This is a genomic window from Moorena sp. SIO3I6 (assembly GCF_010672095.1).
This window is the reverse complement of the sequence record NZ_JAAHHU010000124.1, coordinates 1-18,050: the sequence shown is the minus strand read 5'-3', so window position 1 is coordinate 18,050 and position 18,050 is coordinate 1. Positions and strand designations below refer to the sequence as shown.

Here is an 18,050-nt window from a genome sequence, read left to right as displayed (position 1 = left end):
GCTGAATCATTTTTTGGGAATTTTCAGTATTATCCCCCTCCTTTTCCTATTCCTGGGGGAAGTAAATCGGGTTCAAGCCTCACTAGGCAAGGACTTCAGCTTTTTTCTTATCCCGTACTGACGTTAAAAAAGGTTTGTTTTTTTGATCCGATATTAGGTTGCGTACGGTGACTTTGGTCGCAGGGCAAGGGTCCGAACAACGCCGGCGGGCATAAACATGAGACCGGTTGGGTCGTGTATCCATGGTCGAATCGCCCCGTCATTAGAAATACTCTTTCGAAGGCATAGCCATTGCACCCAGTGACCGGCGTGATATTATACCGAAACTTAGACGAGTTTGGCCATAGGATAACCGGTTCATGGCGTGGAAAAAAATCCGTTGACTAGTAGGTGTGGATGATGTGTTTATGACCGGTATGGGTTTTTTTTGTGGTATGAAAAGGTTTTCCCATCACCCAATCTATATTTCAAATGTCCCCACGAGGGATAGACATGTATATGTAACCAGGCGTTCTTTTCAGGAGTAGGCGAGGTATTTTCCGGTGTGGAGCCATGTAATGGTTCGGGTGAGCCGAATATTTCAAGGCGGTTGTATTACTTAATCCCCCGCATTGGTTAAAGGCCAGTACGCGACGGACGACTAGATTTAGGGTGCGGATAAAGAAGAAAAGGCTGGCAACTGTTAAGGATTTTCTCCAAGAATGTTGCACTATCTACAAAGATGTGTTAGACTTTAAGCATAGATTTAATTCCATTAAAGATACTTTGTAACTTAAATTAAAGCCGATAACCAAGGTTTTGGTAGTTACGTTAATTGTCCAGAGTGGAGTTTCATTTATGCGCTAAGCCGGGCTTTGTCTGGGTTTAGCCTTGGGAGATACCCCCTGGCTGCGAGAGCAGCTAGCATTAGTGGGCTAAAATCTGCAAAGTAGATTTTGGTAGCTAAAAAGTATCGGAAACATGATGCCTGGAAAAACAAGGAACAGTAAAGTAGATTATAGGGGTGGGTAGGGTTGAGTAAGCGACCACGACCCTACCCCGTTCGACCAATAAACGAATATCATCAGTGGGTACATCAAATGAAGACAAAAAATCAACCGTTAAGAGGGGAAAAAAGAGAATATCACCGAAAACCCCATCAAAGGCATGCCGTTCTTTGGCTAGTGGTGGTGCTGTGCGCGTTCAGTATGCTTGGGACCCCATCATCTGCCATGGCCCAGAATCAGGTAAACAAAAAAGATCCTTGCGTTATTACGAAAACCGACCCGTTCTGTGTGGAACGACTATCGCCCCAGGATGAGATATCGGTGAGAGGAAGGGATCAAAGTGCGGGAAAGGTTTTGTGCTTTCATATGCAGTTAACTGTCCCCGAGAACCAGATCTGGCAGGACGCAGTGGTGAGATACTTGAAAGCAGAGGTCCCCCCGAGGTGGATAGAAGAACCGGTGAGCAAGGGAGAGCCATGGTATCTTTACGCGAATGGGCTCTGGACAGAGATCCGCATAGTGAATAAGGGACCGGCACCGCTCGACTTGGTGGCATCGGGCGTTTACCGAAGTCGATGAAGAGGCAGATAACCAAGACAAGTGCGTCCGAACGTTCGTAGGGGTAAACCGAGGCGGTGGGTCGAAGCGTGGTCCACCAACCCAGGCGGTGGAAAGGGCCATGGATAAGGCGTAGTTTAACAAGTCTTACCTATCCATAAGCCCCATCAGGCCGAACAAAACACCAGAGAGAAAAAGAGGTACCCGGAAACGGGTGTGAGTTGAATCAAAGGAGAGCTCACCCAGACCCCCAGGTTGACCCTGAACAGGGTATAAGACACTTTAGGCTCAACCGAAGGGTTACACAAGAGTGAAATCCCCTCAGCCATTTCGCCGATATCCCACCTTTCACCCATCGCCACCAGCGTTGAAAATATGCCTCAATGCGCTCACTGGGCGCACAGAGCTCATAAAGCCGAGTCATATTTTCAAGCATCCGTTCCACGGTCTTCCGAGCGATTCCTAAACCCGAGGTCGAAAACCAATAGCCTAGCCACCACGTCAAAACCAACAGGAAATATCTTGGGGGCAAATGCGTACGCACAAGATGTTCTCCGATACTTTTTAGCTACCAAAATCTACAAATCAGATTTTGGCTCACTAATGCAAGCTGGATTTTGCCAGCCAGGGGGTATCTCCCAAGGCTTTACCAGGACTATGCCCGGCTTAGCGCATAAATTTGATTCCACTATTTACAAAAAACGCAACCCTTAAACCCTTGGTTTTCGGCTTTAATGTAAGTCGCAAAGTATCTCTAATGAAACTGAATCTATGTTTAAAGTCTAACACATCTTTGTAGATAGTGCAACATTATTGGAGAAAATCCTTAACAGTTGCCAGCCCTAGTAGTGCCGCTTTCAATGGTGCCCAAACCAAAATTGACCAATGGCACAACGAATGGGTATCCTTTGAACGCAAGTTTGATAAGATTAAACCAGCGACTAGAACAGGGTCGGTGGGTTGATGTATTGAACTATGCTCCGCAACAGCAATTTGCCAGCACATTGGCGTCAGAGGTTAAATCGAATCATCAATGAAGCTCGGCAGCAACAAGCGTGCATTAGAAGCTCAAAGAAAGCAACTCGCTGTACAGCAATCTTATTGGCTCTAGAGCAAAGCAAGAAATTCAAAACAATTCACAGCCTGCTTCACGACCGGTTTCTATTGCCGCACCATTGCCTAAACAGCAAGTGGTTACCGGTCATAAAACTACTGCACCACCACCGTCTCAATCTACTAAAATCAAATATTACGTGATACTCAACGACGGGAGTTCTAGTGGTTTAGCTAAAGCCAGGAAAATTGTCCCTGGTGCTTTTTTGGGTCGATTCCCACAAGGGTCTCGAATTCAGATGGGAGCATTCAAAAATGAAGCCAAGGCAAATGCTTTTGTTAACCAACTACGTCAACAGGGAATGTCTGCTTCAATCTATATCCCTTGATCCAGACCCAGTTATGGAATCGAGCTGACGAAGGAAAATAGACTTTTCGTAATAATTCGTAATATATTTGAGATACAATGGGATGTCGATCTGTAAGACTATTGTATCAGGATAAAAAACCCCGCAATGAAGACTAAAACCGTGTGAGATTTTATGATCACCATGGTACAGGGGTAAAAAGAACCCGACGGGAAAAAGTAAGGATAAAAAAATACATATGGGTCATTTACGATCTTTAGTGGTTCTACTGGTAATAGTGCTAATGCTCACGATGGGAATCGAAAGGAAAGCATGGGCAATAGATCAGGAATATATCTGCGATTTTGGCTCAACCTATTATGCTTGTGGTCCGATGGTTCTTAGTGATGATAAAGTGTTACTTAAAAATCGGGTCCATGGCAGAGTCAAGGTGATCATAATAGCCAAAGAAAGTAGCCAAGTAGAGGTGTGGAAGGAAGGTGAAAGTTATACCCGTGTAGATGATGGACATATTCTACACCGTGGAGAAGAAAAGGAATATTCGATCACGCCGGAGTGGCATTATGCTACGATCCGCGCAATTGAAGGAAGTGTGGTGTTTGCAGGAATTGGATCAGAATTAGAAGAGCAGTTAGGTATAGAAGCATACAAGAATATAATGAGACAATACTAACGAATTTGCGCTTGTATCTGGGGTTTTTTCTCATGCCACCATCGTCTGACCTGCCAGACATCGGCTATAGGCGTGTAAAGGCTCACTAATTTTGGCAAGGGCAGTGGAAAACTATCAGGCAGGAAATATCAAGGGGGCAAATGCGTTCGCCTTTGGCGTGGCCTACGGCCAATCGCACAAGATGTTCTCACGAGATGTGCCGCTTTCAATGGAGCCCAAACCAAAATTGACCAATGGCAAAATGAATCGCGTTGCTCGTGGAATGGAATGATTTTAAGAGTTTTCTGGAATGGGCATATTCCGTGGAACTGGCATCTTGTGTAGAACTGGCATCTTGCCAGTTTCCTCCTTATTTTCGGGCGTTGCTGAATTATAGAATGAATGCGCGACCATCTAGTTTTATTAAAGCCCCCTAAAATACCCCAATTCTGGGGCAGGGCTGTTTCATTCTGGATCTAAGTAACGAGTTTAGAGGCTTTTAGGCATCCCATACCTGAATTATCGAAGGCTGAAATGACGTATCCTTATCAATGCATAAAATATTTTAATTTAGAATGAAATAGCCCTGCTCCCTAGTATGGGTGGTAGTGCAAATTGGAGTAAAAGGGTTTGCCGGAGATGTAAGTACAAAATACCGGAAAAAATTATAAAAAAAAGAAATAAAAAGAAATAAAAAGATTGTACGTGGTATGGTTGAAAACGAAGTACTAAAGAGAGAATCAGAAAGGAATGATAAAATATATATCTTACCTGGTAATTACCCTCATGGTAGTGGTGGTAACGATAAGTGGAATAGCTTTGCCTGCCCAAGCGGACATGTACAATGATATAACTTGCGACCTACGCAAGCAAAGTGAATGTAATAAAAAACTGACCCCGTTCGGATTAACAATTATCCCACCAAGGAAACAAGGAATATCTATAGAGGTGAGTGAGGGAAAGTGGGAACACGAAAAATAGAAGATAGCGATCAGCGAGTTAGGTGAAAAACAGCAGGAGGAGTATGAGATAGAGTATGGTCAGCCCCTCAGACTTGAATACGGGACAGAGGTAAAACCGCTCCAAATTATCAAGCAAAGTGATGTCAAAGCAGATGTTACGGTGAAGACCAAATAAAGCAATGGCTAAAGTATGAAGGTCAGCGGTTTACGCATCTTGTCAATAAACCTGGGGGGGTTCTCAATAAACCAGGCATTATTGTGCTTATTGACAATGGCTTTTCAACAGATAGTGTTTAGTTAATTTAAAAAACACTATCTAAATATAGGATTGAAAAAATTAGATGCGTTTACCCTGGTCAACAAGGAATGTCAGCTTCAATCTAAATCCCATAATAATTAGGGGTTGCGGAATTAAGGAAAGAAAGCGAGTATTAAGTAACTTATTGCCCCAAAAAGTACCCAATTTAGGATGAATAGGAGAGTTTTTTTCACCCATTATTGTGGGGCAAGAGGGGCAAAACCAGACCCCGAAAATGCCACGCAAAAAATTTCCCTTTATGAATATTGCGGTCAGATGATGATATTGTGTTTAAATGCACAGACAAAAAAAGAGAGGAAAAAAGAGAAATGGCCAAAAAACTAGTGCAGTTCATGATGGTAGTGTTGTTTGCGATGATTCTGTATGCCACCCCTGCCAACGCATCTAGCGTCCAAGAATGTAAAGCAAACACCCCGAGTTGTGAGGGGACATTAAAACAAGGAGAAAAATTAATCGTACACTCAGGATGGATGCATCCCAATTCGCTTTATGTGACCCCAAAAGGAAAAGCAACTTATGCGATCACGTATAATTACAACACAGAACAGTATAAGGATGTCACTGAAGAAAAAGAATTCTACACCCTAGGGGAAGTCATGACAATAAGCCTAACGGATGAGCAGGGTGAAGTATCATATAAATCGGTTTCACATCCGCGACGGTAGTTCTCAGCGGTGTCCCAACGGGGCACCATTAATCACACATTGGACCAATCCCAGCATGAATGATCTTATTAGCCAACCAGACGGTATGCCAAAGGGCTTTGTTGTAGATCAGCGACTGAAAACATCCCCTGAAGATGAGATTTTATCAAGTATCGTGAGTGCCACCAAGATGTATTAAGAGACGGAAATCGAAAATTGAACCTTAATCAGAGGTGGTAATTCGTTCTTATGAGTGCGCTGTAGATGAACGGGTGGTTGTAGATTTAGGGTGGGCAGTGCATCAGCAAGTACTGTACCGCAAGCCTAGCGTCAATGTAAGCACTGCCCACCAGCAACAGATAAATCAGCAAGGTAAGAAAAGCGCAGATGTAGGGTGGGCAGTGCATCAGCAAGTACTGTACCGCAAGCCTAGCGTCAATGTAAGCACTGCCCACCAGCAACGGATAAATCCGCAAGGTAAGAAAAGCGCAGATGTAGGGTGGGCAGTGCATCAGCAAGTACTGTACCGCAAGCCTAGCGTCAATGTAAGCACTGCCCACCAGCAACGGATAAATCCGCAAGGTATGAATTAGGATTGCTCTAGTAAGGAACTTGTGGGCAGTGGTGGGCAAGATTAAGAGGATCTTGACTACTCCAAACCACCAAAGTGTTTTTGCCCACCCTACAAGCTGCTAAGCAATTTTGCGTAAGTGCGTAAGAGAAATTGACTAGGTACGTAGCAAAAAGGGGAACTATAAGAAGGAGAAGGCAAACAGGGGAAACAGAATGCTGCATTGTTAAGTCATCGCTGTAAACCAGTGTGCATATAATTCATTTATTTGCTGGACTTACGCACACAATCCATGGGTAGGGGGGCTGGGTATCGTTTTGCCCCCCTAGCCCCCCAATTTTGGGGGGAACAAGACTTTGAAAGTCCCCCAAAGTTGGGGGATTTAGGGGGCTTGACCAAAACCCGATGATCGCGCATTCATTCCTTGATTGAGCAACGCCATATTTATCCGAGCGTTATCGGAATAGTAAAACCGTTGAGCTGACTTAACCGCGATGAAATCTTCCCACTGCTAACTTGATCTGCTAACTTCATCCTGTTGGGCCTAAGCTTTGATTGTAGAAAACAGTATTTACACTATTACTACTGAAATTAGGTCATGCAAGACTTTCTAGAATATATGCGGACTCTACAGGTCCCCCAGGAGTTAGATAGGCCAACCCAAGCCCAATCAGCCAACAGCTTTTCCATCGCTACCATCCAAAGTCTGGGATCTCCCCAGCAAATTCCCCATTATGCCCGAAATCATGCTCTACTCCAGCATCCCTGGCTGCTTAGTTTCCAAAATCCACCGTTAAGGCACACTCACCTAGAGGATTTACCCACTACTGATCAAAAATTAGGAGTCTTAGTTGCTGATCATCCCCAATTATCCTCTTTAATCAGGGAAACTAGCGTAAGTCGTAATCTAGAAACTTGGCTCAAGCAGCGTTATCTGATCAGTTGGTGTTTCCCTAATTGGCTGACTGCTGTTGCTTCTAAGCTACCTACACCCCAAACCCGAATCCCTTTATTAAAGAATCTGTATGAAGAACATGGATTATCGGGGAAATCTGGTCATAGCAAACCCCATCCTCAAATGTGGCAGCAGTTATTTGAAGAATTATCAGCGATAAAAGCAGGTCAGTCCATACCTCTACCTAAGTCATCACAAGATTTACTACCAGGAACCCAACGCTACCTGCAAATCTACACAACTGCTTGCTTCCAATACCCCGCTGCCTTTGGATTGGGGATACTGGCTTTCACGGAATCTATCCTACCCTATGAAAACCAACTGATTTTAGCAGGTCTGAAAAAACTAGGTATTTCCACCAAAGGACAAGAATTCTTTGCCGTTCACTGCGACTGTGATCAAGACCATGCTGAGGAAATTTTAGATGTGATTGAGCAGATCGCTAATTCTCCCCAAACCCTTTGGCAAGTTAGGCAAGGGGTGGCAATGGCAGTAAGAGCTCGTCAGGGATTTTACGACGATTTGCATCGAGAATTGGTACTGCTGCGTCAAGAAACTGTTGAATCCGGTCGAGGTTGAGGACTTTGGCTATTGATAAAGTCATCCCCCTGGTGCTTTTCATTGCTGTTGGTTATGCCCTGAGAGGGAAATTTCAAAAACCTGTAGCAGTTGGTGCTATTAAAACGTTAATTATCAATGCCTTACTTCCTGCCGCTCTATTCCTATCCACGATCAAAATTGATATCAGTCAAGGTTTACTTTCGCTACCGGCTTTCGGACTTGCTATCAATGTCTTCTTGTTAGGAATTGGATGGTTATTGACAGGTTTGGTGATTCCTCGCAAAGAAAAAGCCAAAGCCCGCTCGTTGATATTGATGTTTGCCTCTTTAGCTCCTGGTTTAACAGTTTATCCGTTTACTCAGGAATTTTTAGGTGAGCAAGGACTAGCTCTAGCCGGGTTGGTAGATGTGGGGAATAAATGTTTTGTGCTAATTGGTCTTTATGCTTTAGCGATCTATCTACACCAACGCAGTGTTGATACTTCCCACATCAATTTCAGCAAATTTCAAACTATTGGACTAACTCTGATCCAAGAACCAGCAAATTTAGCGTTGTTACTGGGTTTGTCCATAGGAGCATTAAATCTAGGTAAAACACTTATCCCAGAAATAGTCTTGCAAGCTCTGGAACGGTTAGCGGCTTGCACTACTCCCATGATTCTGTTTTTTGTAGGGATTTCTCTGAAGCCGAAAACCTTACAATTACGGAAAATTTTACTAATTTTACTGGTTCGATCAGCAGCAGGATTCTGGTTTAGTGCAGCAGTACTGATTTTGTTTAAACCAGATACATTGGCAGAAACGCTACTAGCTGTAGTTTTACCCCAAAGCGGATGCAGTTTGTGGCCGTTGTTGTACGCTTCCCAGATTAATATGCTCGACCAAGAGCAATATCGGCGTACTCACCCAACATTTGATACGGAATTTGCTCTAGGATTACTGACCACTTCTATTCCGATATCGATTGGTGTGAATTTAATTATTTTTTCTAATAGCGAGTTTTTTATCTCTCCATCCCATCTGGGATTAGTCGGAACTATCCTTTTGCTCCTGTTCAGTATAGCAAAGGGAATCAATCGGGAATCGGGAATCGGGAATCGGGAATCGGGAATCGGGAATCGGGAATCGGGAAGAGATAATCGGGAATAGCGATGGGTTGCATAAAGACAGGGAATCACTGTACCTCATAACAGCGAGAAAGGCTATGATTTAATCGCAAAGGGAATCGGGAATCGGGAATCGGGAATCGGGAATAGCGATGCGTTGCATAAAAACAGGGAATCAACCTCACAGAAGACTGTACCTCATAACTGCGAGAAAGGCTATGATTTAATTTTGCTTGTGAGCATTAGGCAGTGGCCGGAAAACTGCCACCGATGAAATGGATATCACTGAAGGTTTCGTTCGCGTAGCGTGACCGTAGGTCAATCCACAGACGAGCGCCACAACGCAATGGATTATCTGGCTGATAGACAATCCGACAAGGACCGAGGATTTCTACTTGATTGCCGTAGAGATTGTTACCACTTCGTTTTACTGAAATCACTGGCTGACGCTCTTCTGGGCTTTTGTGATTGTTGCTGCCAATGCGATTGCGGTTGACATTGATCTTGGCCAGAGCCGGAGGACGACTAGTACGCCATTTGCCCTTTGGTCCACGCTTCTTCTCTATGATTTGGGGCAGATTGTTGAACAGAGGAATAATCCAGAATTTTCCGCTTTTATAAGCACCCCGGACGCGACCATCATTGAGGAGTTGGCGCAAGCGTCGAGAAGAAATACCTAAGAGAGAGGCGGCTTCAGTAGTACAAACGGACTTGTTCATCAGTGGACTTCCTTTACTCTTCCGATATCACTATTATAATGCAAAAAGTTAGCTGAGGTGGTGTTTGTAAATTATTGTTAATATTTTTTTACAAAGCCACCTCAGCTCAAGGGGAATCTAAATTGAAGTTTTCGACATTATTCTGACTAATTAAATATGGATTTGCATGGGGATGATGCTCGGGTCTTTGGTGTAGGTAGACTTAACAGAGGGATCATAGAGTGGTGGTCCCACCTGTGAGAAGCCATACCTTTTAAACAGCGGAAGATTATGAGGTAGAAGCGCAACCAGCATAATCGAGGCATTATGCTCTTTTGCGACCTTAACAGCAGAAGAGATAATCTGATTAAAGGGGATTTTTCCTCGCTTTTCTTTGAGGACGACCAGACGTGACATTTCACAGACCTTTTTTTGATCAAACTGCTTGAGGTCAAACCCACTTTCCTCTATCGGTAGTCCAAGAGAGTTGTTAGGGAAGACAATTCGGTAGGTTCCTACAACAGCGTTGGAATCAACAATTTGTATATAAACTGAGACAGGATCGTAGTCATCAGGTATCTGCATCCCGAACAACTCTAACTCCTGGTGAAAGATGGAGACCTGCATTTGATGGCAAAGGTCTAATTCCTCAGAGATGCTAACCTGCTGAATGGAAATGGTCATTGATAGTCTTTTTGTTCTAGTCTGTTAAAACTGGTAAATTTTTAACCAATTTCCCTCGATCAAGCCCAGGAAAATAGGACTGACTCACTGTTAACGGAATTTGGTCATCGTGAGTAGTTTCAAATGAGCCCCCAGAGGGCTGAGACGCTTAATTTTCGTTTTCTAAACCGTCATTGAAGATTACCGCTTTTTGTAAATTGCAAAGCGATCGCCATTGTTCGTGCCTTGAAAATCAAATCCCGATTCTGTTAACATTTGACGAGTAGTTTCCGGTTTAAAAACGGTAATTGTGATTTGTTCTTGAGCTACAATTTCTACATCTTTCTTAAAGAAATACCTTTTTTCAAAGGTATAATAGTTTGGGGTATCTTCCCCTTCTTCAATACACTGGGAATAAACAATCCCTTCACCCAGGGATTTGTCAAAGTCATCATGGGGTTTTTGCAGGTGTAGCAATAATAATCCCCCTTCTTTTAAGTGGCGACCTACATTTGCTAACCCTTGACGATTGGCTTCAAGACCGGGAACGTGACCCCCAAATTGCCATTGAGCTTGATCCCCCCTATCAAGAATTCCCCAAACTCCTCCATTGGATATCGCTACATCGAACTTGGCGTTTAAGTCCATTGTTACCGCATCAGCTTCAATCAATTTAACCTGATTTACCAACCGTTGTTTGGCAATTTCAAGCATGGATGCGGTAAAGTCAATTCCCGTAAACTCGCAGGTTGGATCGAGTTCGATGTACTTTTGAGCCAGTAGTCCTGTTCCTACACCCAACTCTAGAACCTGACGACCATCACCCACTATCGAGTGGGCTTCCTTAGCTAGGCTCTGATAGTCGTAGTAACCAGATGTCACCCACAAATCGTAATATTTGGTAATCTCTGTATATTGATTGACCATTTTGTCTAGAAATTGAACGAATGAACAACGGAAAATTTTGTATGTTATCTGCTTGAGGGTTAATCTCTACGGATAAGCATGGATCAAAGTTCCGACTTCTATTTAGAGTCAGCACTTAGCCAAAATTACCGGTCTTATTTTACAGTAAAATGGTTATTGTCTCGCAATAATCTACAAAAAACCCGACACAACGGCTCATTGCTGTGCCAGGTCTTGCGGACTCGCCTTGCCTTCTTGATAGTCCCGATGGCTAGTTCGAGCTTGCCACAAGACCGATCTTTACTTGATTGATATTAATCGCTCTAAGCGTTTCTCGCTTCTTCGACCCAGCTATCAAACAGGTCTTGATGGTTTTCAATCCATTCTTCGGCATGGCGACGGATATCTTTTGAGCTATCTTCACCCTTGTTTAGTAATTCATTTTGGGCATTGATATCCTGAACGGGAATATGAATTAGTTCAAATAAGCGCTTGGCGGCTGGGTTAGCAGACACAAATTTCTTATTAGCTACGATTCGGATTCGATCAATGGCAAATCCCAGATTTTTCCCATCTACCGAGGTATCTTTTGCGGTCAAGTCTTTCTGTGATTCTGGTAGATCAGTGAAGGGAACTTCTAGCCAGACTACATCTTGATCTGGTTTTAAGACTGCTGCCATCCACATGGGAGTCCAAGTGTAGTAGAGGATTGGTTGTCCTTGGTTGTAGCGAGTAATGGCATCTACAATTAGCGCTGAGTAGGTTCCTTGGTCTTGCTCAACGGTGTCTTGGAGTCCGTAAGCTTTAATGTGATGCTGAATCACAAACTCACAAAACCAACCGGAATTACAGCCAATCAAATTGGCTTTGCCATCACCATCTGAGTCAAAGAGTTTAGCGATTTTTGGGTCTTTGAGTTGCTCAAGGCTAGTGATGTTGTATTTATCAGCAGTTTTTTTATCAATCTGATAACCTTGCAAGAGATCAGAGGTGATTACTCCGAGTCGTTCTAACTTCTGTTCACCACCACTTTGTTCAAAAAAGCGTCTATGACCTATTTCCCAATGGACAGCAGTGTAATCTAGGTCGCCGTTTCCTAAAGCCAGGTGTGCGGTGACGTATTCAACTTGTTTTGGCTGTTTGATAGTGTAACCAAGTTTTTCCAGACCAATGTTTACAATCTCGGTTTGGAATTGTTCTTCTTGCAAGCTACTATAGACCGATTGTACGCTCACCCCTTTACCAGGCATGGCTAGATTAGAGTCTGTGGTTAAGTGGGAGGGTTGTTGCCAAGTGATAAAACCCAGGAGTGCCACTAAGACGGTTCCTCCAACAATACCCCAAGTCACTTTTTGACCTGTTGATGAAGAGCGCACCAAACCAATTGGTCCTCGTTCCAACCAAGGGATTTGGTTGTTGCCTTGACTGACTATCTGAGTGATCCGATCCAGCATTACTGCGATTAGAACGATGCTCAATCCTCCCACAGCAGCTAATCCCACATTCACCCGACCTAGTCCTTGCAATACCATCTGTCCAAGTCCTCCTACACCAATCATGGAGGTTACTACTGACATGGATAAGGCTAAGAGGATGGCTTGGTTGACTCCTGCCAGAATGGTTGGCATGGCTAGGGGAATTTGGACTTCGAATAACATTTGTGTCGGGGTTGAGCCAAATGCGATCGCAGCTTCGACAACTTCTGTGGACACTTGCCGAATCCCGAGGTTAGTCAAGCGAATCAGCGGCGGTATGGCAAAGACACAGGTTGCCATTACTCCAGGCACTGCACCAATCCCAAACAACATCACTACTGGGACAAGATAGACGAATGACGGTAGGGTTTGCATGGCATCGAGCAGGGGTCGCAGCACTTTCTCAATGCGATCGCTACTGGCACAGGCAATACCAACGGTAATGCCCACCACCATGCAAAACACTACAGCAGTCACCACTAGGGAAAGAGATACCATGGCTTGGTTCCAGGCTCCGCAAAAGCCTATCAAGCTCAACGCAGCAACGCTATAAATGGCAATTCTGCCACCAGCCAGTTGCCATGCTATCAAGGCAATCAGAATCAGCAAAATTAATGGAGGAATCGATAGCAACAGCCATTCTATACTCTCCAGGGTGACGCTAATCGGTAGACTAATGCCTTGAAAGAAGGGACGAAAATTGTCAACCAGGAAATTCACTGCAGCAGTAATCCACTGCTGGAGGGGTAAGGTATAAAGCTCAAAGGGGTTCAGGATAATATCTAGACCTCCTTGGCTCTTGGCTAACATGAAAACAGATAGAGTCAAGGATTTCAACACAATAATACCAGTATTTTTATTAATAGTATCATACCGGGGAGCATTTATTTTGTCAGGGGTTGGTAATGGGTAAGCTAAAACCCATGGAACATGTTTTTTAGCAAGGCAATAGGCAATAGGCAATAGGCAATAGGCAATAGGCAATAGGCAATAGGCAAAATGTGACTAGGTTAACTTTTTTTAGTTAATTTTAATAATAGACATTTTAAATACAAAACGGCTTAATCAATTAACTCATTATTAATTAATTTATATATAGTAGTGAGTTTTTACTTAAACAACGACTGCGTCAATACAATAATTACAGTAACAATAATTACATTTTTTTGTATTAACAATTATTCTGATTTAGTTGATTCAATCTTGTAAGCATTCATCGCAGCTGGGATAATTCTCCCCATTTCCCGTTCTTCCCGATTCCCGACTCCCGATTCCCTGCTGCCTAAAAAATTTGTAACAAAAATTCTAAAAATATGTTATAATATAAGATTATTTTTGTGTTATAATAAAATCACGTCATAAAACACTAGCAATGTGCCATGACAAAAGCCAGCCTAAGGATTTTCGAAGGTCACAAGGCTGGCTTTAAATCCCTTATGAAAAGGACATGATTTATTATGACTTATGCCAATCGCCTACATCCGTGGGCAATCGTTCGCCTGTTACCCAAAATGCAACGGGTCGTTGTTGGTCGTTACCGCAACCGTTCCAATGCAGAGGGGCATATGCAAGCTCTGAAACGCCTTATGCCTGATGCTAAATTCGTGATTGTTTTTGATTTAGGTGATCTTATGAATAAAGAATCGTAGGGTTGAGCGGGAATAGTTGAAGTTTGTAAGGTTGAAGGTTGAAGATTGAAGGTTGAAGGTTATTTGGTTGAAGGTTATTTGGTTGAAGGTTGAAGGTTGAAGGTTATTTGGTTGAAGGTTATTTGGTTGAAGGTTATTTGGTTGAAGGTTATTTGGTTGTCAGGTTGTGGCAGGATACGGGCAAGATGCCCGTTCCACCAACATGCCTATTCCACCAACATGCCCTACTCCCTACTCCCTACTCCCTACTCCCTACTCCCTATTCCCGACTCCCGACTCCCGACTCCCTACTCCCTACTCCCTACTCCCTACTCCCTACTCCCTACTCCCTACTCCCTACTCCCCATCCATAGAGCGCCAATTACCAGAAGGAATAAAACTCGCCCAATAATAGGGATGCTGATACTCCGGACTTCCTAGCATTTGCAACTGAATCCTTCGCAAAGCCTCAGAACGCCCTTGGTTATCCTTCAATCCTTGATAATAAGACACCATTAGATACTTCGTAGCCTCATCATTCACGTTCCACAAACTAATGACTTGGCTTTCTGACCCGGCAATTACCAACGCTCGACGCAACCCATAGATTCCTTCTCCAGCACTGATATTGCCTAAACCTGTATCACAGGCTGATAACACCACTAGCTTTGTACCTGATAAATTTAATCCGGTTGCTTCTAAGGCTGTGAAGATGCCATCTTCTAAATCATTGTCTGGCTTGTTGTTCTTAATTCCTGCTAATGCTAACCATGACCAAAGTAAGGCATTATCCCCATTAGTCAACTCTTCCTTTTCAGGTCTGTTTTGGAAGAAACCATGGGTAGCGATATGTAGTATTCTGGGACGAGTAACCTGTTTCAATGCTGCTTCATTAGCGTGAGCACCCAACAACGGCTCCACACCCAGCATCTTTGCGATCGCGTTTACTTCCTCAAGAGTACCCGGTAAAGGGGATAAGCTCAACTCTGAAGGATTAAAGTCACGTAAACTGCGGGTTGCTACTATCTGGTTTTCCTCCCCAAGGGCAGTAGTTTGAGCCGAATTATCAAAATCTGGTGCTCCCAAAAGTACTGGTTGGGTGAGCTTGCGATTAGGATTGGATAATCTCAGTAAATCCCTACCGGAGGTGAGATAGGTAAAACCATAGCTTTCTACTAAATACCGGTTGTCTTGATCTACTAAAGCTTCAAAAGGGATGAGGTTGAGGTAGCCGTCTGGAGACAGTAAAATCCTGCGGCTATTTCCCAACAAAGCACGGACTTTCGCCATCAGCTTCTGATCCAGATTGCGGGCTGCTTGTTTTAACTGAGGGATGCGAGTTTTTCGGTCTTGAAGGGATAATTCAAGTATCTCCCACAGAGGTTTCAAAGCATCTACTTCCCCTAAATCAATGCCTTGGGGTGCGCCTTGAGAACGGAGTACATAGGCGGCATAACGGGGATTACCCCAGCTACTCTTTTGGGGATTGAAGGGTTTGTACTCTACAAATTCTACCAGTGCCGTATCCAATGGAATGAGTTGTTGAATGGTTTCGATGGTGACTGGTTGATTGATTTGGGCAAATTCACGACTGCGCCGACTAATTTTTGCGACTAGTTCCTGTTCCTGATTAGTTAATTCATTGAGTTGATTACGATATTCTTCAAGGGAAAGCTTATCCGGTCGGTTGTAGGTGAGGTTAGCGATTTGGGTGCGAGTATTGTTTAGTCGGTCTAGTAATTTTTGGCTTTGGAAATCTAAGCGTTTACGCAACAGTTGCTGACTATGGGTCAAGAAATCCAGTAAACGACCTTTGCGACGAAGTATAGTTGTTAACGCTAGACGAGCTGCTTTTTCATCATCAGGAGCTGAATTTAGGTGTAGAGAAATAGCTCTATCTCTTGTCCCAGAAATAGTTTTCATGTAGTCTCGTTTTTGCTTTTCAGCACCAGAAACGAGATTACGTTCTAGATTGAGTTCTTGGATATTTAATCCTGCTTCAAGAAACTCCAGAGCTTGCGGAATGTTTCCTTGACTGTGATGTAAAACAGCTAAATTATTGAGGTTTAATGCCACATCTGGGTGTTGGTTCCCCAGCAACCGTCTGTTCATCTCCAAAGCTTGGGTTAACAAGGGTTCCGCCTGTTGGTACCTTCCCATTGATTGGTAGAGTAAAGCCAGATTGTTGAGGCTTAATGCCACATCTGGGTGTTCCTCCCCCAGCAAAGGTCTATACATCTCCAAGGCTTGGGTTAACAAGGGTTCCGCCTGTTGGTACCTTCCCATTAATTGGTAGAGTGCCGCCAGATTATTGAGACTTTTTGCCACTAATGGGTGTTCTTTACCCAGTAACCGTCTCCACATCTCCAAAGCTTGGGTATACAAGGGTTCCGCCTGTTGGTATCTTCCCATTAATTGGTAGAGTAAAGCCAGATTATTTAGGCTTAATGCCACATCTGGGTGTTCTTTACCCAATAACCGTTTCCACATCTCCAAGGCTTGGGTTAACAAGGGTTCCGCCTGTTGGTACCTTCCCATGGATTGGTAGAGTGCCGCCAGATTATTGAGGCTTTTTGCCACAGAGGGGTGTTCCTGCCCCAGCAACCGTCTATACATCTCCAAGGATTCGGTTAACAAGGGTTCCGCCTGTTGGTACCTTCCCATGACTTGGTAGAGTAAAGCCAGATTATTGAGACTTTTTGCCACAGAGGGGTGTTCCTGCCCCAGCAACCGTCTAAACATCTCCAAAGCTTGGGTATACAAGGATTCTGCCTGTTGGTACCTTCCCATAGCTTGGTAGAGTGCCGCCAGATTATTGAGGCTTAATGCCACAGAGGGGTGTTCTTTACCCAGTAACCGTCTCCACATCTCCAAGGCTTCGGTATACAAGGGTTCCGCCTGTTGGTACCTTCCCATGGATTGGTAGAGTAAAGCCAGATTATTGAGGCTGTTTGCCACATCTGGGTGTTCCTCCCCCAGCAACCGTCTATACATCTCCAAAGCTTGGGTATACAAGGGTTCCGCCTGTTGGTACCTTCCCATTAATTGGTAGAGTAAAGCCAGATTATTCAGGCTGCTTGCCACATATGGGTGTTCTTTACCCAGTAACCTTCTCCACATCTCCAAAGCTTGGGTATACAAGGGTTCCGCCTGCTCGTACCTTCCCATTAATTGGTAGAGTAAAGCCAGATTATTCAGGCTTAATGCCACATCTGGGTGTTCTTTACCCAATAACCGTCTCCACATCTCCAAGGATTGGGTATACAAGGGTTCCGCCTGTTGGTACCTTCCCATGGATTGGTAGAGGAAAGCCAGATTATTGAGGCTAGTTGCCACAGAAGGGTGTTCGTTGCCCAGCAACCTTCTCATCATCTCCAAGGCTTGGGTTAACAAGGGTTCGGCTTCTGAGTACCTTCCCATGGATTCGTAGAGTCCCGCCAGATTATTGAGGCTGGTTGCCACATCAGGGTGTTCCTTGCCCAGCAACCGTCTCCTCATCTCCAAGGCTTCGGTTAACAAGGGTTCCGCCTGTTGGTACCTTCCCATGGAATAGTAGAGTGTCGCCAGATTATTCAGGCTTAATGCCACATCTGGGTGTTGGTTCCCCAGCAACCGTCTCGTCATCTCCAAGGCTTCGGTTAACAAGGGTTCAGCCTGTTGGTATCTCCCCATTGATTTGTAGAGTAACCCCAGATTATTGAGGCTTTCTGCCACATCTGCGTGTTCTTCCCCGAGCACTTGCTGTCGAATCCTCAAAGCTTCCCGGGCGAGGGGAATCGCTTCGGAGTATTTCCCTTGCTCCTTCAGTACCCATGCTTGTTGACTCAGTTGTTCAGCTTTGGTTAGTTGTGCTTGTGCTGATTCCTGTTGTTGGGCAATAGTAGTTTGTCCCACTGTGGGCTGGGGCGTAATTAGTCCTACTGAGATCAAACTAACTAGAGCTGTT

15 protein-coding genes are annotated in these 18,050 nt (G+C 44.1%); 10 read left to right on the top strand and 5 right to left on the bottom strand.

Translation table 11 applies throughout. The features are described 5' to 3' along the window. Positions 1 to 1,066: 1,066 nt before the first annotated feature. The 8 genes from F6K49_RS26480 to F6K49_RS26445 all read left to right on the top strand — a co-directional run bounded on the left by F6K49_RS26480 (position 1,067) and on the right by F6K49_RS26445 (position 8,777). Complete coding sequence (locus F6K49_RS26480; RefSeq protein WP_293025571.1) at positions 1,067 to 1,300, top strand: hypothetical protein; 234 nt, start codon at positions 1,067 to 1,069, stop codon at positions 1,298 to 1,300. 1,419 nt (positions 1,301 to 2,719) lie between these two features. Continuing rightward, positions 2,720 to 2,986 (top strand): SPOR domain-containing protein, encoded by a 267-nt coding sequence (locus F6K49_RS26475; protein WP_293025573.1) that lies wholly within the window; start codon positions 2,720 to 2,722, stop codon positions 2,984 to 2,986. 262 nt (positions 2,987 to 3,248) lie between these two features. Beyond that, positions 3,249 to 3,638: a hypothetical protein gene (locus F6K49_RS26470; protein ID WP_293025575.1), complete on the top strand. Its 390-nt coding sequence runs from the start codon at positions 3,249 to 3,251 to the stop codon at positions 3,636 to 3,638. A gap of 103 nt (positions 3,639 to 3,741) precedes the next feature. After that, positions 3,742 to 3,909 (top strand): hypothetical protein, encoded by a 168-nt coding sequence (locus F6K49_RS26465; RefSeq protein WP_293071213.1) that lies wholly within the window; start codon positions 3,742 to 3,744, stop codon positions 3,907 to 3,909. A gap of 1,297 nt (positions 3,910 to 5,206) precedes the next feature. Beyond that, the gene (locus F6K49_RS26460; RefSeq protein ID WP_293025579.1) at positions 5,207 to 5,563 is read left to right on the top strand and encodes a hypothetical protein; all 357 of its coding nucleotides are present in this window, start codon (positions 5,207 to 5,209) and stop codon (positions 5,561 to 5,563) included. Between the two features lie 212 nt (positions 5,564 to 5,775). Continuing rightward, the gene (locus F6K49_RS26455; RefSeq protein ID WP_293025581.1) at positions 5,776 to 6,135 is read left to right on the top strand and encodes a hypothetical protein; all 360 of its coding nucleotides are present in this window, start codon (positions 5,776 to 5,778) and stop codon (positions 6,133 to 6,135) included. A 597-nt stretch (positions 6,136 to 6,732) separates the two neighbouring features. Further along, positions 6,733 to 7,647 carry an iron-containing redox enzyme family protein gene (locus F6K49_RS26450; protein ID WP_293101402.1) on the top strand — a complete coding sequence of 305 codons (915 nt, stop codon included), beginning with the start codon at positions 6,733 to 6,735 and terminating at the stop codon, positions 7,645 to 7,647. A 5-nt stretch (positions 7,648 to 7,652) separates the two neighbouring features. Next, entirely contained in the window at positions 7,653 to 8,777 is a 1,125-nt protein-coding gene (locus tag F6K49_RS26445) for a hypothetical protein (protein ID WP_293101399.1), read from the top strand. A 199-nt stretch (positions 8,778 to 8,976) separates the two neighbouring features. Here the strand turns inward: F6K49_RS26445 and F6K49_RS26440 are convergent, their stop codons facing one another. The 4 genes from F6K49_RS26440 to proX form a co-directional block, all read right to left on the bottom strand. Then, positions 8,977 to 9,453, bottom strand: a complete 477-nt coding sequence (locus tag F6K49_RS26440; RefSeq protein WP_293101397.1) for a helix-turn-helix domain-containing protein — start codon at positions 9,451 to 9,453, stop codon at positions 8,977 to 8,979. A gap of 150 nt (positions 9,454 to 9,603) precedes the next feature. Then, the gene (locus tag F6K49_RS26435; RefSeq protein WP_293025587.1) at positions 9,604 to 10,116 is read right to left on the bottom strand and encodes a GNAT family N-acyltransferase; all 513 of its coding nucleotides are present in this window, start codon (positions 10,114 to 10,116) and stop codon (positions 9,604 to 9,606) included. 180 nt (positions 10,117 to 10,296) lie between these two features. After that, entirely contained in the window at positions 10,297 to 11,022 is a 726-nt protein-coding gene (locus tag F6K49_RS26430; protein WP_293025589.1) for a class I SAM-dependent methyltransferase, read from the bottom strand. 302 nt (positions 11,023 to 11,324) lie between these two features. Further along, the gene (proX, locus tag F6K49_RS26425; RefSeq protein ID WP_293101394.1) at positions 11,325 to 13,460 is read right to left on the bottom strand and encodes a glycine betaine/L-proline ABC transporter substrate-binding protein ProX; all 2,136 of its coding nucleotides are present in this window, start codon (positions 13,458 to 13,460) and stop codon (positions 11,325 to 11,327) included. 473 nt (positions 13,461 to 13,933) lie between these two features. Here proX and F6K49_RS26420 point away from each other — a divergent pair, with 473 nt between their 5' ends. Both F6K49_RS26420 and F6K49_RS26415 read left to right on the top strand, forming a co-directional pair. Further along, a complete protein-coding gene (locus F6K49_RS26420) occupies positions 13,934 to 14,125 on the top strand; it encodes a hypothetical protein (protein WP_293101391.1) in 192 nt (63 codons plus the stop codon). Between the two features lie 185 nt (positions 14,126 to 14,310). Continuing rightward, positions 14,311 to 14,478 carry a hypothetical protein gene (locus F6K49_RS26415; RefSeq protein ID WP_293101389.1) on the top strand — a complete coding sequence of 56 codons (168 nt, stop codon included), beginning with the start codon at positions 14,311 to 14,313 and terminating at the stop codon, positions 14,476 to 14,478. Here F6K49_RS26415 and F6K49_RS26410 read toward each other — a convergent pair. After that, complete coding sequence (locus tag F6K49_RS26410) at positions 14,462 to 17,998, bottom strand: tetratricopeptide repeat protein (protein ID WP_293101387.1); 3,537 nt, start codon at positions 17,996 to 17,998, stop codon at positions 14,462 to 14,464. The genes F6K49_RS26415 and F6K49_RS26410 overlap by 17 nt on opposite strands. Positions 17,999 to 18,050: the final 52 nt, after the last annotated feature.

Bases quoted from the DNA above. Each gene is read 5' to 3' on its own strand.
- F6K49_RS26470 (WP_293025575.1), top strand. From the start codon at position 3,249: ATGCTCACGATGGGAATCGAAAGGAAAGCATGGGCAATAGATCAGGAA.
- F6K49_RS26435 (WP_293025587.1), bottom strand. From the start codon at position 10,116: ATGACCATTTCCATTCAGCAGGTTAGCATCTCTGAGGAATTAGACCTT.
- F6K49_RS26460 (WP_293025579.1), top strand. From the start codon at position 5,207: ATGGCCAAAAAACTAGTGCAGTTCATGATGGTAGTGTTGTTTGCGATG.
- F6K49_RS26440 (WP_293101397.1), bottom strand. From the start codon at position 9,453: ATGAACAAGTCCGTTTGTACTACTGAAGCCGCCTCTCTCTTAGGTATT.
- F6K49_RS26430 (WP_293025589.1), bottom strand. From the start codon at position 11,022: ATGGTCAATCAATATACAGAGATTACCAAATATTACGATTTGTGGGTG.
- F6K49_RS26415 (WP_293101389.1), top strand. From the start codon at position 14,311: ATGCCCGTTCCACCAACATGCCTATTCCACCAACATGCCCTACTCCCT.
- F6K49_RS26420 (WP_293101391.1), top strand. From the start codon at position 13,934: ATGACTTATGCCAATCGCCTACATCCGTGGGCAATCGTTCGCCTGTTA.
- F6K49_RS26450 (WP_293101402.1), top strand. From the start codon at position 6,733: ATGCGGACTCTACAGGTCCCCCAGGAGTTAGATAGGCCAACCCAAGCC.